The organism is Pseudodesulfovibrio sp. lm2024 (assembly GCF_051175575.1).
GTDB lineage: Bacteria > Desulfobacterota > Desulfovibrionia > Desulfovibrionales > Desulfovibrionaceae > Pseudodesulfovibrio > Pseudodesulfovibrio caledoniensis.
Genome location: NZ_CP195092.1, coordinates 3,515,029 through 3,541,036 on the forward strand (window position 1 = coordinate 3,515,029; position 26,008 = coordinate 3,541,036).

26 protein-coding genes are annotated in these 26,008 nt (G+C 64.6%); 13 read left to right on the top strand and 13 right to left on the bottom strand.

Annotation, left to right across the window (positions count from 1 at the left end; all coding sequences use genetic code 11):
* Positions 1 to 5 precede the first annotated feature (5 nt).
* Entirely contained in the window at positions 6 to 2,507 is a 2,502-nt protein-coding gene (gene leuS, locus ACR42D_RS16390; protein WP_484567857.1) for a leucine--tRNA ligase, read from the top strand.
* Positions 2,508 to 2,591: 84 nt separating this feature from the next.
* Here leuS and ACR42D_RS16395 read toward each other — a convergent pair whose 3' ends face one another.
* Complete coding sequence (locus tag ACR42D_RS16395) at positions 2,592 to 3,962, bottom strand: ankyrin repeat domain-containing protein (RefSeq protein ID WP_484567858.1); 1,371 nt, start codon at positions 3,960 to 3,962, stop codon at positions 2,592 to 2,594.
* Positions 3,963 to 4,136: 174 nt separating this feature from the next.
* On the bottom strand, positions 4,137 to 4,667 hold the full coding sequence (locus tag ACR42D_RS16400) for a cysteine hydrolase family protein (protein WP_484567859.1): 531 nt from the start codon (positions 4,665 to 4,667) through the stop codon (positions 4,137 to 4,139).
* Between the two features lie 153 nt (positions 4,668 to 4,820).
* On the opposite strand from ACR42D_RS16400, the gene lptE reads away from it, so the two are divergent.
* The 5 genes from lptE (at position 4,821) to lon (ending at position 10,191) form a co-directional block, all read left to right on the top strand.
* Positions 4,821 to 5,318 carry an LPS assembly lipoprotein LptE gene (gene lptE, locus ACR42D_RS16405; protein WP_484567860.1) on the top strand — a complete coding sequence of 166 codons (498 nt, stop codon included), beginning with the start codon at positions 4,821 to 4,823 and terminating at the stop codon, positions 5,316 to 5,318.
* A gap of 13 nt (positions 5,319 to 5,331) precedes the next feature.
* Positions 5,332 to 6,327 (top strand): DNA polymerase III subunit delta, encoded by a 996-nt coding sequence (locus tag ACR42D_RS16410; RefSeq protein ID WP_484567861.1) that lies wholly within the window; start codon positions 5,332 to 5,334, stop codon positions 6,325 to 6,327.
* A 1-nt stretch (position 6,328) separates the two neighbouring features.
* Positions 6,329 to 7,009 (top strand): RadC family protein, encoded by a 681-nt coding sequence (radC, locus tag ACR42D_RS16415; RefSeq protein WP_484567862.1) that lies wholly within the window; start codon positions 6,329 to 6,331, stop codon positions 7,007 to 7,009.
* 9 nt (positions 7,010 to 7,018) lie between these two features.
* The gene (locus ACR42D_RS16420; RefSeq protein ID WP_484568477.1) at positions 7,019 to 7,282 is read left to right on the top strand and encodes an acylphosphatase; all 264 of its coding nucleotides are present in this window, start codon (positions 7,019 to 7,021) and stop codon (positions 7,280 to 7,282) included.
* Positions 7,283 to 7,674: 392 nt separating this feature from the next.
* Positions 7,675 to 10,191 carry an endopeptidase La gene (gene lon, locus ACR42D_RS16425; RefSeq protein WP_484567863.1) on the top strand — a complete coding sequence of 839 codons (2,517 nt, stop codon included), beginning with the start codon at positions 7,675 to 7,677 and terminating at the stop codon, positions 10,189 to 10,191.
* Between the two features lie 73 nt (positions 10,192 to 10,264).
* On the opposite strand, the gene ACR42D_RS16430 is transcribed toward lon, so the two are convergent.
* Entirely contained in the window at positions 10,265 to 11,341 is a 1,077-nt protein-coding gene (locus ACR42D_RS16430) for a linear amide C-N hydrolase (RefSeq protein ID WP_484567864.1), read from the bottom strand.
* 370 nt (positions 11,342 to 11,711) lie between these two features.
* Positions 11,712 to 12,656: a tetratricopeptide repeat protein gene (locus tag ACR42D_RS16435; RefSeq protein ID WP_484567865.1), complete on the bottom strand. Its 945-nt coding sequence runs from the start codon at positions 12,654 to 12,656 to the stop codon at positions 11,712 to 11,714.
* 238 nt (positions 12,657 to 12,894) lie between these two features.
* On the opposite strand from ACR42D_RS16435, the gene ACR42D_RS16440 reads away from it, so the two are divergent.
* From ACR42D_RS16440 to ACR42D_RS16450, 3 genes are read left to right on the top strand one after another with little or no spacing between them, the layout of a single operon-like run.
* A complete protein-coding gene (locus ACR42D_RS16440) occupies positions 12,895 to 13,143 on the top strand; it encodes an FmdB family zinc ribbon protein (RefSeq protein WP_484567866.1) in 249 nt (82 codons plus the stop codon).
* A gap of 34 nt (positions 13,144 to 13,177) precedes the next feature.
* Entirely contained in the window at positions 13,178 to 14,110 is a 933-nt protein-coding gene (gene hemC / locus ACR42D_RS16445) for a hydroxymethylbilane synthase (RefSeq protein ID WP_484567867.1), read from the top strand.
* Between the two features lie 49 nt (positions 14,111 to 14,159).
* The gene (locus ACR42D_RS16450) at positions 14,160 to 14,495 is read left to right on the top strand and encodes a hypothetical protein (RefSeq protein WP_484567868.1); all 336 of its coding nucleotides are present in this window, start codon (positions 14,160 to 14,162) and stop codon (positions 14,493 to 14,495) included.
* Between the two features lie 449 nt (positions 14,496 to 14,944).
* Here ACR42D_RS16450 and cobT read toward each other — a convergent pair whose 3' ends face one another.
* Positions 14,945 to 16,012 carry a nicotinate-nucleotide--dimethylbenzimidazole phosphoribosyltransferase gene (gene cobT, locus ACR42D_RS16455; RefSeq protein WP_484567869.1) on the bottom strand — a complete coding sequence of 356 codons (1,068 nt, stop codon included), beginning with the start codon at positions 16,010 to 16,012 and terminating at the stop codon, positions 14,945 to 14,947.
* 145 nt (positions 16,013 to 16,157) lie between these two features.
* Between cobT and ACR42D_RS16460 the strand changes: the two genes are divergently transcribed.
* Positions 16,158 to 16,991 (top strand): WcbI family polysaccharide biosynthesis putative acetyltransferase, encoded by an 834-nt coding sequence (locus tag ACR42D_RS16460; protein ID WP_484567870.1) that lies wholly within the window; start codon positions 16,158 to 16,160, stop codon positions 16,989 to 16,991.
* A gap of 34 nt (positions 16,992 to 17,025) precedes the next feature.
* Here ACR42D_RS16460 and ACR42D_RS16465 read toward each other — a convergent pair whose 3' ends face one another.
* On the bottom strand, positions 17,026 to 17,838 hold the full coding sequence (locus ACR42D_RS16465; RefSeq protein ID WP_484567871.1) for a class I SAM-dependent methyltransferase: 813 nt from the start codon (positions 17,836 to 17,838) through the stop codon (positions 17,026 to 17,028).
* A 191-nt stretch (positions 17,839 to 18,029) separates the two neighbouring features.
* On the opposite strand from ACR42D_RS16465, the gene ACR42D_RS16470 reads away from it, so the two are divergent.
* Positions 18,030 to 18,386 (top strand): hypothetical protein, encoded by a 357-nt coding sequence (locus ACR42D_RS16470; protein ID WP_484567872.1) that lies wholly within the window; start codon positions 18,030 to 18,032, stop codon positions 18,384 to 18,386.
* Positions 18,387 to 18,389: 3 nt separating this feature from the next.
* On the opposite strand, the gene ACR42D_RS16475 is transcribed toward ACR42D_RS16470, so the two are convergent.
* The 4 genes from ACR42D_RS16475 to pyrR form a co-directional block, all read right to left on the bottom strand.
* Positions 18,390 to 18,641, bottom strand: coding sequence for a sunset domain-containing protein (locus ACR42D_RS16475; RefSeq protein ID WP_484567873.1), 252 nt, complete (start codon positions 18,639 to 18,641; stop codon positions 18,390 to 18,392).
* A 96-nt stretch (positions 18,642 to 18,737) separates the two neighbouring features.
* The gene (locus tag ACR42D_RS16480) at positions 18,738 to 19,340 is read right to left on the bottom strand and encodes a DUF883 domain-containing protein (RefSeq protein ID WP_484567874.1); all 603 of its coding nucleotides are present in this window, start codon (positions 19,338 to 19,340) and stop codon (positions 18,738 to 18,740) included.
* A complete protein-coding gene (gene thrB / locus ACR42D_RS16485; RefSeq protein ID WP_484567875.1) occupies positions 19,337 to 19,873 on the bottom strand; it encodes a homoserine kinase in 537 nt (178 codons plus the stop codon). Before thrB ends, ACR42D_RS16480 begins: the two co-directional genes overlap by 4 nt.
* A gap of 2 nt (positions 19,874 to 19,875) precedes the next feature.
* A complete protein-coding gene (gene pyrR, locus ACR42D_RS16490; protein ID WP_484568478.1) occupies positions 19,876 to 20,418 on the bottom strand; it encodes a bifunctional pyr operon transcriptional regulator/uracil phosphoribosyltransferase PyrR in 543 nt (180 codons plus the stop codon).
* 162 nt (positions 20,419 to 20,580) lie between these two features.
* Here pyrR and ACR42D_RS16495 point away from each other — a divergent pair, with 162 nt between their 5' ends.
* Positions 20,581 to 20,925: an IscA/HesB family protein gene (locus ACR42D_RS16495; RefSeq protein ID WP_484567876.1), complete on the top strand. Its 345-nt coding sequence runs from the start codon at positions 20,581 to 20,583 to the stop codon at positions 20,923 to 20,925.
* A gap of 385 nt (positions 20,926 to 21,310) precedes the next feature.
* On the top strand, positions 21,311 to 21,631 hold the full coding sequence (locus ACR42D_RS16500; RefSeq protein ID WP_484567877.1) for an IscA/HesB family protein: 321 nt from the start codon (positions 21,311 to 21,313) through the stop codon (positions 21,629 to 21,631).
* Between the two features lie 564 nt (positions 21,632 to 22,195).
* On the opposite strand, the gene ACR42D_RS16505 is transcribed toward ACR42D_RS16500, so the two are convergent.
* The 3 genes from ACR42D_RS16505 to ACR42D_RS16515 form a co-directional block, all read right to left on the bottom strand.
* On the bottom strand, positions 22,196 to 23,434 hold the full coding sequence (locus tag ACR42D_RS16505; protein WP_484567878.1) for a phenylacetate--CoA ligase family protein: 1,239 nt from the start codon (positions 23,432 to 23,434) through the stop codon (positions 22,196 to 22,198).
* Positions 23,435 to 23,695: 261 nt separating this feature from the next.
* On the bottom strand, positions 23,696 to 24,496 hold the full coding sequence (locus ACR42D_RS16510) for an ABC transporter ATP-binding protein (RefSeq protein ID WP_484567879.1): 801 nt from the start codon (positions 24,494 to 24,496) through the stop codon (positions 23,696 to 23,698).
* Positions 24,497 to 24,781: 285 nt separating this feature from the next.
* On the bottom strand, positions 24,782 to 25,996 hold the full coding sequence (locus tag ACR42D_RS16515; protein ID WP_484567880.1) for an ABC transporter substrate-binding protein: 1,215 nt from the start codon (positions 25,994 to 25,996) through the stop codon (positions 24,782 to 24,784).
* Between the last annotated feature and the right edge of the window lie 12 nt (positions 25,997 to 26,008).

Genomic DNA, 26,008 nt, shown 5'->3' on the forward strand with positions numbered 1-26,008 from the left:
CCATCATGGCATTAGGCAAATACTCCCCCGAGGACATCGAGAAGAAATGGCAGGGGATCTGGAAGGAGTCCGGCTGCTTCCAGGTCGAGACCGATCCGTCCAAGCCCAAGTACTACGTGCTGGAGATGTTCCCCTACCCGTCCGGCAAGATCCACATGGGCCACGTGCGCAACTACTCCATCGGCGACGTGGTGGCGCGTTTCAAGACCATGCAGGGGTTCAACGTCCTGCATCCCATGGGCTGGGACGCCTTCGGCCTGCCCGCCGAGAACGCGGCCATCAAGAACGAGACCCATCCGGCCACCTGGACCTACCAGAACATTTCCGAGATGCGCGAGCAGCTGCAGCGGCTGGGCTACTCCTACGACTGGCGGCGCGAACTGGCCACCTGCCGCCCCGAGTACTACAAGTGGGAGCAGATGTTCTTCCTCAAGTTCCTGGAAAAGGGACTGGCCTACCGCAAGGACTCCCCGCAGAACTGGTGCCCGACCTGCAACACCGTGCTGGCCAACGAGCAGGTGGAGGAAGGGCTGTGCTGGCGCTGCGACTCCGAGGTGGAGCAGAAGGACATGGAGCAGTGGTTCCTGCGCATCACCGACTACGCGGACGAACTGCTCAAAGACCTCGACACCCTGGAGGGCGGCTGGCCCGAGCGCGTGCTGACCATGCAGCGCAACTGGATCGGCAAGTCCTATGGCTCGGAACTCACGTTCCAGGTGAAAGACATGGACGAGACCATCGACGTCTTCACCACCCGGCCCGACACCCTGTACGGGGCGACCTTCATGTCCGTGGCCGCCGAGCATCCCCTGGTCGAGAAGCTCATCAGTGACGCCCCGAACAAGGCGGAGATCGAGACCTTCGTGACCAACATCCGGAACATGGACCGCATCAAGCGCGGGGCCGACGATCTGGAGAAGGAAGGCGTGTTCACCGGCAAGTACTGCGTCAACCCGGTGACCGGCAAGGACATCCCCATCTACGTGGCCAACTTCGTGCTCATGGGCTACGGCACCGGCGCGGTCATGGCCGTGCCCGCCCACGACCAGCGCGATTTCGAATTCGCCACCAAGTACGATCTTCCCAAGCAGGCGGTCATCAACCCGCCCGAACTGCAGGAGAAGGGCGAGAAGCTCGACGCGGCCAGCCTGACCGAGGCCTATTCCGCGCCCGGCTTTTTGATCCACTCCGGCGATTTCGATTCCATGCCCAACGAGGACGCCAAGAAGGCCATCGTCGAGCACCTGGACCAGTCCGGCAAGGGCAAGATGGCCGTCAATTACCGTCTGCGCGACTGGAACGTCTCCCGCCAGCGGTTCTGGGGCGCGCCCATCCCGGTCATCTACTGCGACGACTGCGGCGCGGTTCCGGTGCCCGAAAAGGACCTGCCGGTCCTGCTGCCCGAGAACGCCCAGGTGCGCAAGGACGGCAAGTCGCCCCTGCCCGCCATGGAGGAGTTCGTCAACTGCGCCTGCCCCAAGTGCGGCAAGCCCGCCCGGCGCGAGACCGACACCTTCGACACCTTTTTCGAGTCCTCCTGGTACTACATGCGCTACTGCGACCCGCGCAACGAGAGCGAACCGCTGGGCGCGGAGCACCTGGACTACTGGATGAACGTGGACCAGTACATCGGCGGCATCGAGCACGCCATCCTGCACCTGCTCTACTCCCGGTTCTTCACCAAGGCGCTGCGCGACTGCGGGTACGTCAAGAACGCCGAGCCGTTCGCCAACCTGCTGACTCAGGGCATGGTCCTCAAGGACGGCGGCAAGATGTCCAAGTCCAAGGGCAACGTGGTCGACCCCAACGCCATGATCAACCAGTACGGCGCGGACGCCACCCGGCTGTTCATCCTCTTCGCCTCCCCGCCGGTCAAGGAGCTGGAGTGGTCCGACCAGGGCATCGACGGCGCGTACCGCTTCCTGTCCCGCCTGTGGCGGCTGGTGGAGGAGCTGGAGGACGTGCTCACGCCCATGACCCCGGCCTCGGCGTCCCAGCCCGCGTCCGACGCGGCCAAGTCGCTGCGTTTCAAGGAGCACGACACCATCCGCCGGGCCACCCGCGACATCGAGAACGAGTTCCAGTTCAACACGGTCATCGCGGCCATCATGGAGCTGGTCAACGAGCTCTACCAGGTCAAGGACGAGCTCAAGGAAAGCGATCCGACGGCCCTGTCCTCGGCCATCGCCACGGCCGTGACCCTGCTCTCCCCGGTGGCCCCGCACATCTGCGAGGAGCTCTGGCAGGCCCTGGGCCACACCTCCCACATGACCTCCCAGCCCTGGCCCGCCTACGACGAAAAGGCCCTGGTCCTCGACGAGGTGACCATGGTCGTCCAGGTCAACGGCAAGGTGCGCGGCAAGTTCGAGGCCCCGAACAACGCGCCCAAGGACGCGGTCGAGAAACTGGCCATGGACCTGGAAAACGTCCAGAAGTTCATGGAAGGCAAGACCGTGCGCAAGGTCATCGTCATCCCCAACAAACTGGTCAACATCGTGGTCGGCTAGCCCGACAAATCATCGCAACGATAAAGGCCGGGAGGTGCAACCTCCCGGCCTTTTTGTTCACGCCTTGAAACGGATCTTTGTCCGCTACTTTCCCCCAACTTCCTTCAGGTAGGCCATGATATCCGTATATCCCCGGATCTCCGCGAATTTCAGCGGGGTATACTTGTGGAAGTCCAAGGCGTTGACGTCCGCCCCGTGCTCCACCAGGAAACGGCAGTTCTGCAATCTGCCACTGTTGGCGGCGACGTGCAGCGGAGTGCCTTTGTAATAATCCGTGGTGTTGACGTCCACGCCCGCGTCGAGAAAGACCTGCATTGCCGCCGGGTCCTTCCCTGCCGCCGCTGCGGTCAGGTACATGCCGCGCGGCTTGGCCCCCTTGCTCAAGAGCAGCCGGATCATCCCCGGATCGGATTTGGTGGCCGCCACCAGCAGCGGGGTGCGCCCGAAGACCCCCTTGGCATTCGGATCGGCTCCTCCCTCAACGAGGGCCGCCACGGCCTCCCCATGCCCGGAATCCACAGCCATGTTCAGGGGCAGCCCGTGTCCGCTCATGCGGTTGGCCTCCGCGCCCCGATCAAGGAGAATCCGGATCACGTCCGGGTTGCCCTGGCGCGCGGCCATGAGCAACGGAGCCCTACCCTGTGGGTCGGCGAGATTGGGATCGGCCCCAGCCTCGAGCATGGCCAGGACCAGATCGGGCTTCCCCTTGTCGGCCAGGAGGTAAAGCGGCGTGCGCCCGAGTTCGTCCATCACGTTTGGGTCGGCGCCCTGCCGCAACAGGGCGATCACGGCCGACTCCGCCCCCTTCTCGCAGGCATTGTGCAGCGGGGTCTTCCCCAAGCGGCCGGAGCTCTTGTCCCGCGCCTTACTACCCAGCAGGGCGACGACCTCGCCATGATTTCCGGCCGCCGCCTGGTCCAAGGCGCTCCGGCCGTGCCGGTCCCTGATGTCGGGGTCCGCGCCATGGCGCACAAGGAGCTTGCACAAATCAAGATGCCCCGCGCGGGCGGCCTGGTACAAGGGCGTGACGCCGTCGCTATTACCTATGTTCGGATCGGCCTTGTGCGTCAGAAGCAGCTCGACCACGGCCCCGGTGTCGTACACACTGCGCAGCCCCACCGCGCTAGACAGGGGGGTGCCGCCGCCCTTGGTCGCCAGGTTGGGGTCCGCGCCCTTTTCGAGGAGCAGCCGGACCACGTCCACCGCGTTATCGCCCGCGGCCATGTACAGGGGCGTGCCGCCGAATCGACTGTTCCGGACATTGGGATCGGCCCCGGCCTCGAGCAGGATACGGCACATCTCGAGCGTCTTGGCCGGGCCGTTGAAGCGGTAGCCGGACACGGCCCCGATCAGCGGCCCGCCTTTGCCGTCCTCGCCGTTGGGATTTACGCCTTCGGAGAGAAACCGCTGCACGGCCTTGACCTGACCCGAGGCCACGGCCATCCCGAATTCCATTGCCTCGGCCGAAACGGCCATAAGGAGGGGGAAAAACAGAAAAAGAAAAAACTGCGCACGCAAGGTTCGAAAAGCCACGGGGAATCTCCTCGGGTTTCGAAGCAGCGAGAGCAGTCGCCAGTGCGTATGTAATGACAGATTTTTCCGGCCCTGCCAACCCGGGTGACGCGATCTCTAGAAGATCATGTCCTTGGACGGGACCACCTTGCAGAACCGCCGGTTCAGGGTCTGGTTGTGGTGGGCCACTATCTGTTCGCCGGTGAGCACGCCGTTGTCGTAGGAGGTGTGGGCGTCGCCCACCAGCACGGACTCGTAGCCGTGGGCCAGGGCGCTGCGCACGGTGGTGTCCACGCAGCACTCGGTCTGCAGGCCGCAGAAGACCAGTTTTTTCGCGCCCAGCCTGTCCAGGATGGCCTTCAACTCCGTGTTCCAGAAGGCGTCGTAGGAATGCTTGCGCGACACGGTGTCGCCCGGTTGCGGGGCGATGGCCGGGTGGAAGAGCCAGTTGTGGGTGTCGGCCTCGAATTCGCTGCCCGCGCCCTGCGTGGTGTGCTGGACGTAGTGGACCGGCACGCCGTTTTCGCGGGCCGAGGCGATGAGCCCGGCAATGGTTTCGAGCACCCTTTCGCCTTCGAACGGGGGCATTCCCGGGGTTTCGAACATGATGTTCTGGACGTCGATGACGACAAGGACGGTTTCGGACATGTTTCCTCCGGGTTGCGGTACGTTTCCAGGCCCCTTGTTTTCACCATCCCGGAGGCCGCGTCAACCACCGGTGCCGGATCATCCGCCGACCCTCTGGACCTTTGCCGCGAATCCCTTTATCGTTCCCCAATCACTGAACACCTGGAGAAATTGATGTCCCTGCTTCGATATACGGCGCTCCTCATGCTCCTCGCCCTGTTGGCCGGTTGCGGCTACTCCTTCGGCGAAGGCGGCACCTCCGTGCTCGATCCGCGGTACCGCACCGTGGCCGTGGACGAGGTCCAAAACCCCACCACCCTGCCCTGGCTCGAACAGCGCCTGCGCAAGCTGCTGCGCGACGAGCTGCACAACCGGGGGACCATCACCTGGGTGGACGACAAGGACCAGGCCGACGCCCTGATCACCATCAACATCGAGCGGTACTATCGGCCCACCGCGGTCGAGGGCGTCAACGAACGGACCCTGCTGTCCGAGGCCATTTTCCGGTTCCAAGCGACCATCCGCTCGGCCACGGACAACTCCGTGATCTGGAGCTCGGGCCAGATATCCGAGAACTGGCCCTACGACTACGGCAGCGGACAGGAAGCGGACATGGAGGTCACCCGGCGCGGCATCCAGGTGCTGGCCGACCGCATGACCCAGGACTACTAGCCCCGGAAGAACCATGGCCAACCGCCCCCGATACCTCTTTCTCATCTGCCCCGATCCCCAGCTGATCAAGACCCAGGTGGACCAACGCCTGAAGGCCTCCGGCCAGGACGGCTGGGAGATCAAACCGTTCTGGGGCGATGACGACGATCCCCTGCCCCCGGCCTTCTGGACCGACCTGACCATCAAGTCGCTCTTCCCCCAACCCAAGGCCCTGGTCCTGCGCCGCGCCCACGCGCTCAAGGCGGACCAGTGGGACAAGCTCGACGCCTCGGTCAAGGGGCTGGGAACCGACATCTACCCGATCTTCTGCCTCGAGGGCGAATGGAAGGGCAAGAAGCCCCCCATCCCCCCGGCGCTCTCCCGGCGCGGGCTCTACAAGAAGGCCCGCGACGCGGGCTGGGTCTGGGAGTCCCCGGGCCTGGACCAGCGGTCCCTGACCGACTTCGTCAAGGGCTGGGCCGCCAAGGCCGGGCTGACCTTCGAGCCGGGCGCGGGCCAGGCCCTGACCATGGCCCTGCCCACGGACGCCGTGGCCGCCCGCCTGGAGCTGGACAAGATCGAGCTGGCCGCCGGCGACGAAAAGATCGTGCGCAAGGTGCACGTCGACCTGGTGGCCCGCACCGGCGAGATGCCCTTTTTCGACCTCATGGACGCCCTGGCGCAGCCCGGGGCCGAGGCCTCGGTCTGGAAGCGGGTCATCGACGACCACTCCAAGTCCGCCAAGGACCAGATGCTCTTCAACCTGATCGGATTCCTGGCCAGCCAGGCGCGCATGTACTGGCTGCTGGCCCACGGCGGCAAGGCCGCGGGCAGCCCGTTCATGCTCAAGAAAAAGGCCCCGCTGGCCAAACGCCTCGGCGCGCGCGGCATCGCCCGGATGATCGACCTGGCCATGGAGGCGGAACTCTCGCTCAAGACCGGCGAGCGCAAATACGAAGAGGCCCTGGACATGCTCATGGCCGGGCTCATCGACCTGTTCCAGCCCAAGGCCCAACCCCGACGGTACTGACATGAACAAGAACGCGCCCCACTATCTCGGCCATCGCCAACGCCTCAGGGAGCGGCTCGAAAACAACCCGCGCGGCCTGGCCGACTACGAACTCCTCGAACTGCTGCTGGCCATGACCCTGCCCCGGCGGGACACCAAGCCCCTGGCCAAGGAACTCATCGACCGCTTCGGTTCCCTCCAGGACGCCTGCTTCGCCCGGCCCGACCATCTCAACGGAATCAAGGGGCTCGGCCCGGCGGTCCGGTCCCAGTGGACGCTGCTCCAGGAATTTTACGCCCGCCTCGGCGAGGCCGGGGCCCGGCGCGGCCAGACCGTCAGCGCCCCGGACACCCTGGCCAAAGCTGCCATGGCCCGGCTCGGACACAAGGACACCGAGGAGTTCTGGACGGTCTTCATGGACACCAAGAACCGCATCATCGCCTGGGAACAGATGAGCAAGGGCACCACCAACGCCACCGCCATCTTCCCGCGCGAGATAGCGGCCGCCGCCCTGCGCCTGGAGGCCACCAACATCATCCTGGTGCACAACCACCCCGGCGGCGGCAGCGACCCGTCGTCCGAAGACATCCTGCTCACCGCCAAGGTGACCGAGGCGTGCGCCAGCCTCGACATAACCGTGCGCGACCACATCATCGTCACCGACCACGACTATTACAGCTTCAACGAATTCGGGAGGCTCTAGGTGCGCGAGATGGCCGCCATCGTTCGGGGCAGGGTACAGGGTGTCTGGTTCCGGGGCTGGACGCGCGAAACCGCCCAAGCCCTCGGCGTCACCGGCTGGGTGCGCAACCTGCCCGACGGGGCCGTGGAAGTCCTGGCCCACGGCACCGACCAACAACTCGACCAACTCGAAACCCAACTCTGGCAAGGCCCGCCCCTGGCCCGCGTCACCGCCATCGAATCCCGCCGCGCCGACACCGACACGCCATTGCCGAATTTCTCGGTGCGCCGCTGACGCGGCGAGGCCTCCGGCGGCCGGGGGAAGGGGGAAAGGGAACCCTTTGAAAAGGGCCTCCCTTTCCCCCTTCCCCCGGACCCCCATCCCCCTTTCCCTCCTAAACTTTTTACGCCGCTTCGCGGAACGTAGCAGCGCGACAAGGAGTGCTCCTTTTACTCGTCGCACGCCCTTGCGCGTTCGCACGGCCCTGCCGAAGGCACACAAAAAGTTTGGGAGGGTCCAGGGAACCCTTTTTAAAGGGTTCCCTGGCGGGGTCCGGGGCAGCGCCCCGGCCGCCGGAGGCAGCCATCACGAATAACAATTTACCATAATAATGGACTTGCCAACTCCGTTTGACGATATATGTAGGGTAACACCATCTGTTTGCACACAAATCAGAGGATATCCATTTGAGTCAAAAAAAGAAGAAAACCCCCATCCGTCCTTCGCGCATCAAGCGGCCGGAGTCGGATGTCGAGATCGATAAGTCCCCGGAAGTGACCGACGACAGCCGTGACGGCGAGGATCTGCCCGAGATCATCGAGGCGTTGACCGCCGGTCCCGGCACGTCCCTGTTCGGCGACGGAGAGGACATGTCCGGGCACAACCCGGCGGACATCCCGCAGGTCCTGCCCGTGCTGGCCGTGCGCGACATCGTGGTCTTCAACTACATGATCCTGCCGCTCTTCGTGGGCCGCGACAAGTCGGTCCAGGCCGTGGACGCGGCCCTGGCGGGCGACCGCTACATCCTCATCCTGACCCAGAAGGACGAGGGTGTGGAGGACCCGTCCCCGGACGACCTGTACATGACCGGCACGGTGGGCATGATCATGCGCATGCTGAAAATGCCCGACGGCCGCCTCAAGGTTCTGGTCCAGGGGCTGGCCCGCGCCAAGGTCAAGCGGTTCACGGCCAGCGAGCCGTACCACATCGCGGAGTTGTCCCCGATCATCGAGCCCGAGGCCGGGCCGCTCTCTCCGGAGCAGGAGGCGTTGGTGCGCTCCTCGCGCGAGCAGTCCGAGCGCATCCTGACCCTGCGCGGCATCTCCAGCGCGGACATCATGTCCGTGCTCAACAGCGTGTCCGATCCGGGCAGGCTGGCCGACCTGATCGCCTCCAACCTGCGCATGAAGGTGGAAGCGGCCCAGAAGATTCTGGAGTGCGTCGAGCCGTTCCGGCGGCTGGAGCTGGTCAATGAGCAGCTGCTCAAGGAGGTCGAGGTGGCCTCCATGCAGAACAAGATCCAGACCATGGCCAAGGAAGGCATGGACAAGGCCCAGCGCGACTTCTACCTGCGCGAGCAAATCAAGGCCATCAAGCGCGAGCTCGGCGACGAGGGCGACGAGTCCGAGGAGATGGAGGAGCTGCGCAAGGGGCTGACCGCGTCCGGCATGCCCAAGGAGGTCATGAAGGAGGCGTTCAAACAGCTGCGGCGGCTGGAGTCCATGCACGCCGAATCGAGCGAGGCCACGGTCATCCGCACCTATCTCGACTGGATGATCGACCTGCCGTGGAAGAAGCTCTCCCGCGACCGGCTGGACATCAAGAAGGCCGAGGAAATTCTCAACGCCGACCACTACGACCTGGAAAAGGTCAAGGAGCGCATCCTCGAATACCTGAGCGTGCGCAAGCTCAACCCCAAGATGAAGGGCCCGATCCTCTGTTTCGTGGGGCCTCCGGGCGTTGGAAAGACCTCGCTCGGGCGGTCCATCGCCCGTTCGCTGGGGCGCAAGTTCCACCGCATGTCGCTGGGCGGCATGCGCGACGAGGCCGAGATTCGCGGCCACCGGCGGACCTACATCGGAGCCATGCCGGGCCGGATCATCCAGGCCATCAAGCAGTGCGGCACGCGCAACCCGGTGATCATGCTCGACGAGATCGACAAGCTCGGCTCCGATTTCCGCGGCGATCCGTCCTCGGCCCTGCTCGAGGTGCTCGACCCGGAACAGAACTTCTCGTTCACCGACCACTACCTGAACGTGCCGTTCGACCTGTCCAAGGTCATGTTCGTGTGCACGGCCAACATGCTCGACTCCATCCCCGGCCCACTCATGGACCGCATGGAGGTCATCCGCATCCCCGGCTACACCGAGCAGGAGAAGACGGTCATCACCCGGCGCTACATCATCCCACGTCAGATCAGGGAGAACGGCCTGAACGACGACGAGTTGGTCATCTCCGACAAGCTGGTCTCCAAGGTGGTCCGCGAGTACACCCGCGAGGCGGGCCTGCGCAACGTGGAACGCGAGATCGGCACCCTGTGCCGCAAGATGGCCCGCAAGAAGGCCGAGGGCGAAAAGGGGCCGTTCAAGATCACGGCCAACAACCTGTACAAGCTGCTCGGTCCGCCGCGTTTCCTGGATGACGAAAAGGAACCGACCCTGCCTCCGGGCGTGGCGGTTGGGTTGGCCTGGACACCGGTGGGCGGCGAGATCCTGCACATCGAGGTGACGACCATGCCGGGCAAGGGCAAGCTGACCCTGACCGGCAAGCTCGGCGACGTGATGAAGGAGTCGGCCCAGGCCGCCCTGTCCATCGCCCGCGCCCGCGCCGACCTCTACGGCATCGACCCGAACTTCGCGGACAACCGCGACATCCACGTACACGTCCCGGCCGGAGCCACGCCCAAGGACGGCCCGTCCGCTGGCGTCACCCTGGTCACCGCGCTCATCTCCGCCCTGACCGACACCCCGGTCTCCCCGGACCTGGCCATGACGGGCGAGATATCCCTGCGCGGCCGCGTGCTGCCCGTGGGCGGCATCAAGGAAAAGATTCTGGCGGCGGTGTCGCGCGGCATGAAGAAGGTCCTCATCCCGGCCCAGAACAAGAAGGACCTGGCCGAGATTCCGGACGAGCTGCGCAAGCGCATCACCATCAAGACCATCGAGAAGGTGGACGAGATCTGGCCGCTGGCCAAGGCCAAGTAGCCCGTTCCCCCATACGAATGAAAAGGCCCGGACCAAATTGGTCCGGGCCTTGTTTTTTACGGAAAGCCCTCGCCTAACGCGGGGTCACGTCCTTGACGGCGTTGCCCGACGGCGCGGACACCGGGATGGGCGCGTAGTCCGAGCGGGTGAAATCGAGCCTCTTGAGGTCGATGGCCCGCAGGGTCTGGTCAGCGTAATCCGCGAAGTAGAGCACCCGGTTGGTCAGGTCCTCGATGGCCGTCCACTGCGTGTAGTCGGCCACTTCTCCCTGCGGGGTCTTGTCCCGGCTGACGCCCTTCATGACGTCCACCTGGTTGAGCAGGTGCCGGGCGAAGACCACGGCCTCCTCGGCGTTCTTGGGCTGATAGGCGAACGTGCCGAGCACGGCGGTGCGCACGAAGCGGGACGGCGGCGTGCAGTCGCCCGGCAGGCCGAACAACCCCGAGCCGTTGCCCGTGCCCTTGAAGGTCTTGCCGTTGAGCTCGAGCGCGGGCTGCATTTCGGCGGAAAGGTTGACGTAGTTGCGCATGTTGGCCCAATGGCCGGGCAGGGGCGGCTCGTTGGTCATGACGCCCAGCGGGTTGTCGTAGATGTTCAGCTTGCCGTCTATCCACTCGGCCACCATGCTGTTGCCCTGCGCGTCGTGCACGGCCAGGTGCAGCACCGGAATGCCGCCCAGCCCGGCCAGTTCCCTGCCCCAGACGAACACGCCGGGCAACGCCTTCTTGACCTCGGCCACGGTCTCGAAACTGCCGAGAATCCAGTCCGGCACCAGGGTCACGTCCAGGGCCTTGGCCTCGCTCCCCTTGGGCACGGCCTGGTAGCCGACCGACGGGAGCCAGAGCAGCTTGGCGGACAGCCCCTTCTCGTTCATGCCGTCGGTGGACGCCTCAAGCCCGAGGACGGAAAAGGCCACGAACCCATGACGCTGTTTCCACTGCATGCCCTGCTTCTTGCCGGGCGCCTCCGAACTCCACTGCTTACCCCGGGGGTAGACGGTCACCTTGGCCTGGTCGTTGACGCCGAAGTCCATGGACCGCCCGCCGACAACGGTCCCGTCCCCGGCCTTGACCACGAAGTCCGTGCACGCCATGGCCGGCGCAGCCGCCAGCAACAGGGCCAGCAACGATATAACCATACGGTATAGCATAAAAACTCCTACTGATAAGGGTGATCCCCACCCACCGGGCGGGGCAATCGAATGCACCCTGAATACCCCTCCCCCGCACAAAGTGTCGAGTCGTAAATAACATAATACCCAACTTGACGCCGCGCAGGTCGTGCCCCGGCCGGGGTTCCTTGATTTCGCAGAGGGAAAGATGTAGCAGACCGGGCCGACGCACCCTTGGAAGGCGCGGGTCGGGCGCCCTTTTCCTCCCGGAAATGGTTGATCCCCACGAAGCAAAACAGACCGCGCCGAAGGCGCAACATGGGGTGCAGGGGTGCGAACCCCTGTCCGCCGGAGGCGAAGTCACCCGACAACCGCCGCGAAGCGGCCTTCCAGTCCTGATTTGCTAGAACTAATCCTCGCTCCCGTGCCGCTTGAGCTCCACGTAGCCCACTCCGCCGGACCGGGCGCGGCCGGGTTCCACGGGGCGGCCGACGAGGGTGTCGTCGAGCTTGAGCCTGCCGGACCCGGCAGCCAGCAGCTGTCGGGCGCGGGCGGCCACGGCAGGCGGCACGGGCGGCTTATCGTAGCGGGCCAGCAGCCGCTCGTCCGCTTCCAGGCCGACTATGAGTTCGAGCAGGTCGTTGGTCACGGTCAGGGCGGGATTGAACTTGTGGGACTGGATCAGGTAATCCAGGGAGCGCGTCCAGTCGTTGTTCTCGTAGTGGGCGCGGGCCAGGTTGTAGAAGAGGTTCTCGTCGTCCTGGACGTATTCCAGGGCGCGGAGAAAGAAGGCGATGGCCAGGTCAAACAGGCCGCATTTGCGCAGGACGATGCCCAGGTCGTTGTACAGGAACTGGTCCCGTCCCTCGAAATCGGCCCCGCTGCGGGCGAGGTCGTTGAACAGGGAGGCGGCGCGGGCGGGCTCGCCCTGTTCCAGGTAGACCAGTCCCAGACCGAACAGCCCGTTGAACACGCGCCCGTCGATGGCCGAGGCCAGGGCGTCCTCCGGGGTGCCGCGCTCGAGCATGGCCGGGACGACCTGCTCCTCGAAGTAGGCCAGCTCGGGCGAATAGTCCTCGACCAGGTCGTCCAGAGTGATCAGCTCGGTCTCGCCTATGGGCAGGTGGCGGTCGCTGAGCAACCGGCTGGTGAAGTCGTCCTCGCCGGTCTGCTCCACGAAGCGGAAGGTCAGGCTCTCGTGGGTGCGGCTGTTCACGCCCATGCCCATCTTGACCGGGGTGGCGGCGGAGAAGACGCAGCGGACCAGGCCGCCCGCCATGAACACCCGGCCGGACGGACCGGCCAGGGACTCCTCTCCGTTGTCGAGATGCAGGGCAAAGAATTCGTCTTTCATGGACCCTCGGCAGGGGCTTGGGCGGGACCGAAGGGGCCCGCTTTTACGCATACTTTTCCTTAGCCGGGCGCGGGGTGCGGTGTAAAGCACGGATTTCGCGGACAGGGGTGGACACGGCGGGGTTCGGACTTACCTTATGTCCGGGCCGGGGGCGACGTTGCCAGTCCGGTCCTTTTCAGCTATGGAAACCCTCTGCCGGGAGCGCCCGGCCCATCAAAACACCGTTTCGGAGCACGACATGCCCATTTTCGAATACAAGTGCGATGCGTGCGGCAACGAATTCGAGGAACTCGTCTTCGACCGCGACGAATGTCCCCCCTGCCCCAAATGCCAGTCCGAAAAAACCGGCAAACTCATGAGCGCGGTCCGGTCCAAGGTCGGCGGCTTCTCGCCCGACGCGGGCGGCGATTCAGCCCCGGCGGCCCCCAGCGCGCCCTCTTCCGGCTGCGCCGGCTGTTCCGGCGGCAACTGCTCCAGCTGCGGCTAGCGTTCTCCTTTCACAGACCAAGGTTACATACAGCATGAAAAAGCTCACCATCGCCACCAGAGGCTCCGCCCTGGCCCTGTGGCAGGCCAATCACATCAAGGACCTGCTCGAGGCCGAACACCCCGGACTGTCCGTGGACCTGCTCAAGATCAAGACCAAGGGCGACAAAATCCTGGACGTGCCGCTGGCCAAGGTCGGCGGCAAGGGTTTGTTCGTCAAGGAGATCGAGGAGGCGCTGCTGGACGGCCGCGCCCAGCTGGCGGTCCACTCCATGAAGGACGTGCCCACCGAGCTGCCCGACGGCCTGGAGGTCGGCATCATCCCCGAGCGCGAGGAGTCCACGGACACCCTGTGCTCGGCCAAGTACGCCGGGCTGGACGAGCTGCCCCGGAATGCTGTGGTCGGCACCTCCTCCCTGCGCCGCCAGTCTCAGCTCAAGGCGCTGCGCCCGGACCTGCGCATCGAATCCCTGCGCGGCAACGTGGGCACGCGGGTGCAGAAGCTGCTCGACGGCGAGTTCGACGCCATCGTCCTGGCCACGGCCGGGCTGAAGCGTCTGGGCATGAAGGCCCCGCACATGGAGATCCTCGGCCCGCCGGACTTCCTGCCCGCCGTGGCCCAGGGGGCGCTGGGCATCGAGTTCCACTCCGAGAACCGGGAAGTGCGCGATCTGCTGGCCTTCCTGGACCACGAGCCGACCCGGCACCAGGTCCTGGCCGAACGCGGCTTCCTGACCGGTCTGGACGGCGGCTGCCAGGTGCCCATAGCGGCCTGGTCCGTGATCGACGGCCAGAACCTGCGCCTGACAGGCTTCGTGGCCGACGTGGACGGGTCCAACCCCATCCGGCGCATGGTCGAGGGCGACGTCAGGCATGCCTGGGACCTGGGCATGATCCTGGCAGGACAGGTCCTGGAAGCGGGCGGCAAGACGATCCTCGACGCGGTCTACGCCCGGGAAACCAAGTAATCCGCCCGGCACCCCTCTGTCCCACCGGCGGAACTATACATTTATTTATATGAAAAAGATCAGAAAAATAAAATTGTTGGGCGATCGTCAGCCGCGCGGGCCGATTCACGCCCTAAAGCTTTCTCAATATTTACCGATCAAGACGGCAAGGAATATGTTCAACACTCCATGGCAGGAGGTACGAATCATGGAAGTTGCCGGTTTTGAAGTACAGGGTCACACGATGGCCGAACAGATCAAGTCGATCCGCAAGGTTCGTCTCCAGCGCGAAGTGCTGGAGAACCCCGAAATGGCGCGCGAACTCGTCAAGGTCGAGTCCACGGGCACCTACAACGCGCGAGGCGATCTCGTACAGGCGGTCTCCACCGACTTGGGGGACGCGTAGTGTGTAGTGTGGCGAGTGCGAGTCGCTCAACCAAAAAGTAGGGCCGATCAGTTTGATCGGCCCTACTTTTTGGTTGAGCGACTCGCAGTGGAGGGGGGGGGCGGCTTCCGATAGCGGCGCGTCTGCACATTTTTTCCGGCCGCGCCAATCCTCACGGAGACGGCTACGCTGCGGTTGTCGCGGCCGGAAGAAAATGCACAGCCACACCACTCTCGAAAGCCTATTCCGAACGCGGGGGACTGAGCCGCTGTCGGGTGCTGCGCACCCGAATCGCTCCAAGAGGAAAGATGGGGTCCTCGGTTCATTGTTAAACTGAGGCTTTTGTGGCTTGTCACCCCGCGAAGCGGCGACAAAAAGTTTGGGAAAAGGAGGGGATGGGGGTCCGGGGGAAGGGGAGGAAAGAACCCTTTTCAAAGGGTTTTTCCTCCCCTTCCCCCGGCCGCCGAAGGCTACCTGCTTTCCGACACGCCGGCGGAGGCGAAGGTGGCCATCTGGTTGTAGATGTTGGCGGCGGCGCGGACGAGGAACATGGCGCAGGCCGCGCCGGTGCCTTCGCCCAGGCGGAAACCGAGATGGAGGTAGGGATTGACGCCCATGGCCTCGACCACGGCGGCGTAGCCGGGTTCGGCCGAGGCGTGGCTGAGCAGGCAGTAGTCCTTGACCGCGGGATGGATCTTCCAGGCGGCCAGGTAAGCGGCGGTGGAGATGAAGCCGTCCACGCAGACGAGCTGATGGTTCCTGGCCCCGCCCAGGATGAGCCCGGCCAGGGCGGCGATCTCGAAACCGCCCAGGGCGGCGAGGATGTCGACCGGATCGCCGGATTCGATGGTCTGTTTGTTGGCCTCAAGGCCGCGCCGGATGACGGCGGTCTTGGCCGGAAGGCTGTCCGGAGCCAGGCCCGCGCCGGGGCCGGTCAGCCCGGCGGGATCGAGGCCCAGGTAGGCGGAATACAGGGCCGTGGACGGGGTGGTGTTGGAGATGCCCATGTCGCCGGTGCCGATCACCTTGACGCCGTCCGCATGGGCGCGGTCGGCCAGGGACACGCCGAGCATGAGGGCCTCGAGGCACTGCTCGCGGGTCATGGCCGGGCCCTCGGCCAGGTTGGCCGTGCCGGGCGCGACCTTGGCCTGGATCAGGGCCGGGTGCTCGTCGAACGGCCCGCCGCAGCAGCCAGCGTCCACCACGAAGAGTTCCGCGCCCACGGTCTTGGCCAGGACGTTGATGCCCGCGCCGTCGGCAAGGAAATTGAGGACCATCTGGCGGGTGACCTCCTGGGGATAGGGCGACACGCCCTCGGCGTTGACGCCGTGATCCCCGGCCACGGTGTAGACCCGCATGGGGTCGGCCTGGGGCGGCTGGCCGCCCTGGATGAGATAGAGCCGCAGGGCCAGTTCCTCGAGACGGCCGAGGCTGCCCACGGGCTTGGTCAGGTGGTCGAGATGGGCCTGGCCCTCGGCCTCGGGCGCGCGGTCCACAGGGGATATTTCGTCGAGTATGCGCTTGAATGCTGTTTCCATTATGCGTTCCTTGCTGGTAATTTTCGGTCCGGGAGGCATACACCGGGGGCCGGGGGAATGCAAACCCCGGAACCCGTTGCGGTGATGGGATTTCCGTGCTATCCGTACGGAAATATTTGCCAATTTTCTTCGACCAGGAAAGTACATGAACCGGGAACTCTGTCTCATCCACGCCAACTGCCAGGGCGAACCGCTGCTGGAGCGGCTGAACTGCTGCCCGACCTTCCGCGAGCGGTACGAGTGCCGCCTGTACACCAACTACGTGCGCGAGCCCATTCCGGATGCGGATCTGGCCCGCTGCTCCCTGTTCCTGTACCAGCACCTGGGCCCCGACTGGGGCGAGTTGGCCTCGGAATCGCTCATGGGCAGGCTGCCGGACCACGCGCGAGCCCTGTGCGTCCCGAACATGTTCTTCAAGGGGTACTGGCCCACCTGGTCGGGCCGGGCCGGGTTCGACTACCGCTGCGAGCTGCTCGACGGCTACATCGACGCCGGGCTGTCCACGGACGAGATCATCCTGCTCTACCTGCGCGCCGACCTGGCGGCCAAGCTCGACCTGGAGGCGCTGCTGCGGGCCACGCTCACGCGCGAGCGCGAACGCGAGGCGCACACCCCAATCAAGTACATGGCCCTCATCGAGGAGCGCTTCAGCCGCGAGCCGCTGTTCAACACGGTCAACCATCCGGGCACGGCGCTTATGGACCACGCCGCGCGCGGCGTGCTGCGCGAACTCGGCCTGCCCGGGCCGGACGCGGACGGACTGGCCGCGCTGGGCGATCCGTTCCCGGATTTCGAACAGCCCATCCACCCGTCCGTGGCCGCCTTTTTCGGCTGGGACTTCGCCGGGCCGGGGCGAGAGTACGAGGTATACGGCCGCAAGCTGTCCTTCGCCGCCTGGACCGCCAACTACGTCCACGCGCGGCAACACGGCATCACCGACTTCATCGGATTTCTGCTGGGCGCTGCGAACACCCCCTAGAAAACGAGGCCCCCGGCGAACCGGGGGCCTTTCTTTATGCCTTGCGGGCCGAGACCAGGGCCATGGCGTCATCGGGCTGGGGCCAGTCCGCGTGGGACCGCACGCCGCTGAAGCCCGCCTCGCCGAGCAGGACCGCCATCTCGTTCCCGGTCCATGCCTTGGTGGTCGAGCGGTAGGACACCGGCTCGGCGCGGCCGTCGATACGCACCAGGAAGCGCTGCCGGGCCACGCCCTGCTCTTCGAACCAGTCGTTCTCGGTCAGGCAGACGTAGGGCTCGTCCGCGAACAGGCCGCCCTCGGGAGCGCGAACCTCCACGGCCTGACCCAGGCCCACCGAGCGCACGGCTTCGAACCGCTGGCGTTCGATGAGCAGCAGCCCGCCCGGCGCGAGCGCGGTATGCGCCTTGGCCAGCAGACGACGCGCCTGAGCCGGGGAGAAGACGTTGAACTCGCCATAAAGCATCATGACCAGGTCGAAAGGGCCGCCGAAGTCCGCCTCGGTCACGTCGGCCAAGCGGAATTCGCAATTGGCCGGGCCGTGTTGCCGGGCGTGGACGATGGACGCCGGGCTGAAGTCCAGCCCGACATAGCGGCGGCAGCGCGGCGCGAGTTGCCGGGCGTACAGGCCGGGGCCGCAGCCGAGGTCGAGCGCGGCGGGTTCGGGCGCGGGGAATCGGGCCGCGATCCAGGCCGACTGGGCCTCGACCACGGACAGCTTGCGGCTGGCCAGATGGTGCGCCTGGGAGAGGTGCTCCTTGAGGATGCGCGCGCTGAACGCGGGATCGTTCCAGGGAATCTTGTAGCCGTCGTCCCACAGGGACGTTATATCGTATAGCCTATTTTTCATGGTTCGCTCCAAATGAGTGGAAGGAGTCGCCGGACGCGGCGACGGGCCGAAACCGTATGGCAGGGCTAGGAGCGCATGGGCACAGGGGTATCCCGGACCGGGCATGCCGTCAACCCGGCCCGCCATCGAACGTTAAGTTTTGTTAAGGAGTGTCCGATAGGAGGTGTACGCGACCATCACGGAGGAAGGTCATGTACATACGGATGGACACCACACAGGTCGAGGGCGGCTCGGTTTTCGGACCGTTGCCCGAGGAGGACGCGCGGGAGCAGGCCATGTACTGGCCCGGCGACGCCGTGGACATCTCCGAGGAGGCGGTCAAGGCCTTCCGCGAGGCGGCCATCGAACCGATCAAGAACGGGACCTTCACCCTGGACCGGCTGGAGCAGCGCATCAACACGGTCCGGGCCGAGATCGCCCAGATCTGGAGTTCGGCCCTGCCCGACCACGAAAAGTACATGCAGATATCGGCCCGCGAAAACGAGATCGCCCTGCTCCAGGCCGGGCAGTTCACCTTTGCCAAGGCAGGATTCACGCTGTCGGTCTAGGGCTTACGGCTTGCAGACCTTGCACGGGCGGAACCCCGCTTTGAGGGCCGCCTGACGCGTGGCGAAGTACACGACGCAGTTCTTGCAGTTATAGTAGCGGCAGCCGGGCCGGTGGAAGATGTGCGAATTGCGGTTCCCGTGGTACTCGGCCGCGGCCACGGCAACGGGTTCGTTCCGGACCACGGGACGTTCCCCGGCCGCCGACCCGACGGCCATGAGAAGCAGCAGGAGCGCACAGGCAAACAGCTTTTTCATGGCTCCCTCCTACTCCCGGAAGGAAGAAAAATCCAGACCGCGAAAAAAAGCTGCCGGAAACAATTCCGGCGGCTTTTCTTTTTCCCGTCCAAAAGACTATTTCAATCGCGGCGGGCCGAGCACGATCATCTCGGCGATGGTGTGGTCCACCTTGGGGAGCATGCGCAGGTTCTTGCCCACGAACTGCATTTCGAGCATGACCAAGTCCTTGTACATGGGGGTGCGGTCCACGAACGGGGGATTGTCCATGCCCTCGGTCAGCTCCTGGCAGCGGTAGCAGCCCGGAAAACGGACCTCCTGGCCCGTGTGCCGGGTCAGCAGGTTGGGCACGCCGTGCATGCGGCAGATCATCAGCCGGTGCTCGTACAAGCCGCAGACGCCCTGCTTCTCGTCGATGTTCAGCGGGCACATGACGTGCGGGCGCTCGCCGCGCGACAGGGCGGCCTGGGCCTGCTCCACGTAGTCGCGCGCCCGTTCCCTGATCGCTTCGAGCCGATCGGCGGGGAGCTTGTTCAGCCCTTCCCACATGTAGGCCCACTCCACGTAGGTGTGGTGTTGGAAAAAGGACAGGCAGCAGTTGTCGGTGCAGCCCTCGCAGGTCATGCCGATGGGGCCGGCCGCCTCGTCGTAGCGGGCGACCATCTTGTCGTATATGGCGGCCAGCTTGCGGAAGGCGGCCTTGGGGGTCGGTTTGTTCATGCTAGGTGAAGGTGTTGAAGGATGATGTCCACGCATTCGTCCGGCGCGCACCGGTCCGTGCGGACCGTCAGGTCGGCCGCCTCGCGGTACAACGGCAGCCGCTCGTTGTAAAGGTCGCGCATGGTCTTGCCCGGGCCGATGGCCAGCCCCCGGTTCTCGCCGTCGCCCACGCGCTCGATGAAGGTGGCCTCGTCGATGTCCAGCAGGACCACCGGTCCGAGCCGCTTGAGCCGCTTCACGGCCCTGGGGCCGTAGATGACCGAGCCGCCTGTGGAGATGACCGTGCGCGTCAGGTTCAGGTCCGAGACCAGCCCCTCCTCGATACGCAGAAACTCGTCCAGCCCGTAGGTGTCCATGATCGCCTGGAGGCCCAGTCCGTAATAAGACTCCATGTAGCGGTCGGTGTCCAGCTGGCCCCAGCCGAGCCGCTTGGCCAGCAGTCCGCCCAGGGTGGACTTGCCCGCCCCGGCCATGCCCACCAGGGTGATGCACGGGCTGCTCACTTCGTCGCGCTGGATGGGCGTGAAGGCCATGCCTACTCGCCCCGGACCAGACAGACCCGGTCCTCGCCGTCGCGCTCGTTGACCAGCACGTTGACGTGCTCGTCGCCCATGGTGTCCAGCCGCTTGCCCACGTAGTCCGCCTGGATGGGCAGCTCGCGGTGGCCCCGGTCCACCAGGACCAGCAGCTCCACCCGCTTGGGACGGCCGTAGTCGAGGATGGCCTCCAGCGCGGCGCGCACCGTGCGGCCGGAATAGAGCACGTCGTCCACCAGCACGATGGACGTGCCCTCCACCTCGAAGCCGATCTCCGAACAGTTGATGGTCGGGGCCAGCTCCAGGTTGGTGGTCCAGTCGTCGCGGTACAGGTTGATATCGAGCTTGCCCAGCGGGACCTTGCGGCCCAACCGCTCGTCCAGGAGCAGCTTCAGCCGCTCGGCCAGGTCCGCGCCCCGGCGCTGGATGCCCAGGATGGCCAGGGACTCGTCGTCGCCCCTGCGCTCGTAGATCTCGACGGCCAGCCGCTCCAGGGTTCGGCTCATCTCCTTGTCGGACAATATGGTGCCGCAGTCTTTCATCATCTCGGCCTCGCATGGCTTAGCGGTTGAAGGAACATAGGAAATTAGCCCATCGACAAGGGGTGGTCAACTCCGCCCCGGGCCCGCAGCAACTTTCGATTTGACAAAGGGTACTATTGATCTTACCTCTTCATCTCCCGACCCAAATTAGGAGGCATTATAATGATCGAAGTCACTGAAGCTGCCCAGAAGCAGCTTGACGGCTACTTCCAGGACAAGGAAGCGTCCCCCATCCGCGTGTATCTCGCGGCCGGAGGCTGAGCGGGCCCGCGCCTGACCCTGGCTCTGGATGAGCCTAACGATAAGGATGACGTGTCCGAGGCCGCTGGATTCACCTTCCTGGTGGAAAAGGACCTGTTGTCCCAGACCGGCAACATCAAAATCGACATGACCTACTACGGATTCGTCGTGGAATCCGAGAACCCCGTGAGCGGAGGCGGCTCCAGCTGCGACTGCTCCTCGGCCGGTTCCTGCGGTTCCGCCGGCTCCGGCGGCTGCGGCTGCTAGCTGGCGATAAGCGGCGATCCACTTCGTTGCTGCAAAAAGCCCGGACCCTCGCGTATTGAGATACGCGTCGGTCCCGGGCTTTTTTTGCGCCTCGCGGCTCACCACTTCTCGCCAGCTAGCCCACCTCCCGCTAGGGGAATAAGACGAAAGCTCGGCCGGAAACTCGCGTATACAGATCCGGGCCGGGTCTTATTTTCGCCTCGCGGCGGACGGGTGACAGCCGGGCGGGCTGTACATGTACCCCCAGGGGGTTATTTTCCATTTTTATCAGCTGCAATTACACATGGTTGTCCGGGCTCTGCGGGCGTGGTGATCGTTTTTCTCTTTACAACGGATAGATGATCCTTATTGTTTTGAGGAACGAAACCAATCCAGGAGAGTAACTATGATCACTGTTTCCGAATCGGCCCAGAGCGAACTGACCAAATACTTCGCGGACAAGGACGTCCAGCCCATCCGCGTGCACCTGGCCGACGGCGGTTGCGCCGGACCGCGCCTGTCCCTGGCCCTGGACGAGCTGCGCGACGGCGACAAGTCCTTTGAGCAGGGCGACTTCACCTTCCTGATCAACGAGGAACTGGCCCAGGCCTCGGGCGCCGTGTCCATCGACATGACCCCCTACGGCTTCCAGGTCTCCTCCGAGAACGAAATGGGCGGCGGTGGCTGCGGCTGCTCCTCCTGCGGCACCGGCTCCTGCGGGTGCTAGCTGGCGATAAGCGGCGATCCGCTTCGTTGCTGCAAAAGGCCCGGACCCTCGCGTATTGAGATACGCTTCGGTCCCGGGCCTTTTTTGCGCCTCGCGGCTCACCACTTCTCGCCAGCTAGCCCATCTCCCGCTCAGGGAATCAGCCAGGGAGCGCCAGGGACGCCCGCATTCGCGGGCTGCTGACGCAGGAAAGGCGTAAAAGAAAAGCCGAGTTATGCTTTCCCTCTGAAGAGCACAACCCGACAGCCCCCTTACGCCTTCAGAACAGAAAAAACCTTACCCCTCACATCCTCCCCCTGGAGCACCTTCGGGTGCCCCCGGCACCCGAACCGGCTCTCGCGCCCGCACGCCATCAGGCTTGGGAGAGTGGTGCAGATGTGCATTTTCTCGGGCGCAGCCGCCCCGCAGTCGTACATCGGTACGGCGAGGACGCGGCAAGCCCGAAAAATGCGCAGATGCGCCGCTATCGCAAGCCGCGCCCGAAGAATACCAAGAAAAAGGGCGGTGCTCGCATGGCACCGCCCACTTCGATTAGGACCGCAATCCCGGCCCTGACAGCCGGGTTTAATCGAAAGTCCTTTCATCGACGAGACGGGGCGCATCATCCGGCAAGGTGCCGGGAGCGCAGGTCTCGACGACTGGTCGCAATTTCATCAAGGCCTGGAAGTCGGCCTCGAAACTTTCCGTATCGAAAGTATGGGCCGTTTCGGCCAACACCAGGAGTACGTCCCTGCCATTAACATGTTTTACACGAATCTGCCAACCGGAAATGGCCGGGAATCTCGAAAAGAGCGTGGCGGCCTGCCCCGGATAGATGAACTGGCCCTTGACTTTGGCCGTGTCGTCGGCCCGCCCTTTCCATCCGGAAAGCTTTCTGGCCGTGCGCCCGCAGGCGCACATGCCCAGGTCCATGGACGACAAATCGCCCGTGGCCAGCCGGACCAGCGGGTAGTCGGTGAAGAACGGGGTGACCACCACCTCGCCCACCTCGCCGTCGGGCACTGGCAACCCGGTGGCCGGGTCGCATATCTCCACGTGGCGGGAATTGGACAGATGCATGCCGCCCAGCTCCCGGCACTCGTAGGCGATGCAGCCCACATCCGCCGTGCCGTATCCCTGGCGGATAGTGATGCCGAACATCTCCTCCACCTCGGCGCGCAGCGTCTCGGGCAGCGGTTCGGCGGCCACGTACGCCTTTTCCAAATGGAAGTCCTCCTGCGGGTCGAGCCCCATGGCCCGGGCCTTCTCGCCGATGACCTTGAGGTAGCTGGCCATGCCGATGAAGGCGTTGACCGGCAGCCGGGTCATGAACTCGATCTGCTTCTCGGTGTTGCCCGGACCGGCCGGAATGACCGCGCAGCCGATGTCCTTGAGCGGCTCCTCGAGCATCAGCCCGGCCGGGGTCATGTGGTAGGAAAAGGTCATCTGGGCCAGGTCGCCGGGCCTGAACCCCGCAGCGAAGAACCCCTCGGACCACGCCCAGTAGTCCGGCTCGCGCCCCTCGGGATCATAGATCGGGCCGGGCGACTGGTAGATGCGCGACAGCTCGCCCGGCTTGGCCGCCAGGAACCAGCCGATGCCGTGCTCCCGCTGCCACTTGATGATGTCCCGCTTGCGCAGGGGCGGGATCTTGGCGTAGTCGTCCCAGTCCTTGAAATCCTTGGCGCACGCCCCGAGTTCCCGCAGCCGCGCCTGGAACTCGCCCGACGACCGCTCGGCCGCCAGGAGCACCTCCCTCACCCCTTTCCACTTGCGCTTCATCCGCTTGTCGCGCGGCTCCGTCTCATACTCGGTGTAGTACATGGATGAATGCCTCCCGAACCCCGTTCCAGTCGTTGTCGCCGCTCCGCCGGGTGCGGAGAAACCTGCCGATTCTTTTGTTCTGGAGCCTACGACAGATGCCACATTTTTGCCACCACTCTCCCCTTATCATTCCTTGAAAAGGCTTGGGAGAGTGGGTCAGCCGTGCATTTTTCGAGAGGGGATTTGACCGCAGCGTAGCCTTCTACGTGAGGATCAAATTCCCTCTCGAAAAATGTGCGGATGGCCCACTATCGCAAGCCGTCAACCAAGCCAGCGTTTTCTTCGGCGATAGTGTTTGACGTCGCGATAGCTCTTCTTGTCCCCGGCGCTGCCCATGCCGAGGTAGAATTCCTGGACGTCCGGGTTGTTGAACAGGTCCTTGGCCGTGCCGTCCATGACCACCCGGCCGTTCTCCATGATATAGGCGGTCTCGGCCACGGACAGGGCCGCGCGGGCGTTCTGCTCCACCAGCAGAATGGTCACGCCCTCCTTCTCGTTGAACCGCCTGATGATGTCGAAGATCTCCTCCACCAGCAGCGGGGCCAGCCCGAGGGACGGCTCGTCGAGCAGAAGCAGCCTGGGCTTGGCCATGATCGCCCGGCCGATGGCGCACATCTGCTGTTCGCCGCCGGACATGTACCCGGCCAGCTGTTTGCGCCGCTCCTTGAGCCTGGGGAAATACTCGTAGACCAGGGCCAGCGAATGGCCCATGTCCGAACCGGGCCGGGTGAACGCGCCGCAGCGCAGATTCTCCTCCACGGTCAGGTCCTCGAAGATGCGGCGGCCCTCCATGACCTGGAACACCCCCTGGCGCACGATATTCTCGGGCGCCAGCCCCTGGATGGGCTGGCCGCGATAGACCACCGCCCCGTCCGTGACCTCGCCGTCTTCACATTGCAGCAGACCCGAAATCGCCTTCAGCGTCGTGGACTTGCCCGCCCCGTTCGCCCCGAGCAACGCCGTGATCCGACCCTCCGGACAGGCCAGGGACAACCCCTTCAAGACCAGCACCACGTCGTTGTAGACCACTTCCAGATTCTCGACTCTGAGTATGTTGTTCAAGATTGCCTCCGGCGGCCTGAGGGGAAACTTTTGAAAAAGTTTCCCCTCAGGACTCCCCTTCAAAACTTTTTATCGCGCCGCAGGGCCTGCGTGCGAAATCGTCATATTTATGGGCGGCGGGAGACATACCGAGCCAAAATCCGACTTGTCGCGCCCGCACCATCCACGCCGCCATGGCGTCCCATCATGTTCCGCCCCCTTCCCTGGCGGCGTGGCCCAAAAAGTTCTGGAAGGGGGTCTGGGGGAAACCTCTTCCAAGAGGTTTCCCCCAGCTCTTCATATCGCCTAGTGGCCGAGCCAGTCTTCTCGGCGTTCGAGGATTTGTTCTTTCACGAAGGTCAGTTTGCCGTCCTGGATGGTGTAAAGGAACACGGCCATGTTCGGGCGGTGATCGTCGGGGTAGTAGGAGATGAGCGGGGCCAACCCCATGGGGTCGTATTCCCGCAGGGTTTCCAGGGATGTCTTGAGGGTTTCGCCGGTCAGCTCGCCGTTGGCCAGCGCCCGTTTCATGCCTTCGGCCATGACCAGGATGGACACGAAGCCGCGCGTGTAGTGGGTCATCTGCGGCTGGTTGTTGGTGATCTCCATGACGGCCTTCATGCCCGGCACATCCTGGCCGTAGACCGCGGCGGCCTGGTTGGAATAGGAGCCGTCCGCGTCGGCGCCCGCCAACTTGGGCAGGGTCTCGTCCGTGCCCCAGATGTCGGTGAAGAAAACGGTATCCAGGCCGATGTTCTTGGCCGACTTGAGGATGACGGAGGTGGACGGCGTGGTCCCGCCGATCCAGCAGAAGTCGGGCGCCTTTTCCTTGATGGGCAGCAGCTCGGTGGTGGCGTCCATGGCATTCAGGGCCACGTTGGCCTCGCCCACGATCTCGTAGCCGATTTCCTTCGCGTATTCCTTGCCGCCCGGAATGGGGGCCAGTCCGTACGGGTGGTCGGGGTAGATGAAGGCGACCTTGGGAGCGCGCGTCTCGGTCCAGTTATCCTTGAAGTACTTGAGCGCGGCGCGCAGCTGGGTGGTGTAGTCGGCCGCGATGAAGAAGTTGTACGGGGCCACTTCGGGGTTGGTCAGGTGGGCCGAATAGGAGGCGGACAGGTTGGGAACCATGTCCTTGGCCAGGGTACGCACCAGCGCCTCGGTCACGGCCGAGCCGAACCCCTGGATGCAGACCACGTGGTCGGTGTTGACCATCTTCTTGTACAGGGAGAGTCCCTGCTGCACCTTGTATGCGGTGTCCTGCAGATCGAATTCCAGGGGACGTCCGTTGATGCCGCCCTGCTTGTTGATGTACTCGACCCCGCCCTTGAGCCCGTCGGCGTAGGGCACGCCCACGGACGATGTCGGCCCTGACAGGTCCACCAGGCCGCCGACCTTGATGGGCGTGGCGTCCTGTTTCGCGGTTGCGGCCGGTTTTTCGTCTCCGCCTCCGCAGCCGACCAGCATCAGCCCGGCCAGGAGCAGGATGCAGACTGCGGTTATGATTTTTCCAACCCTCATGTGGTACTCCTC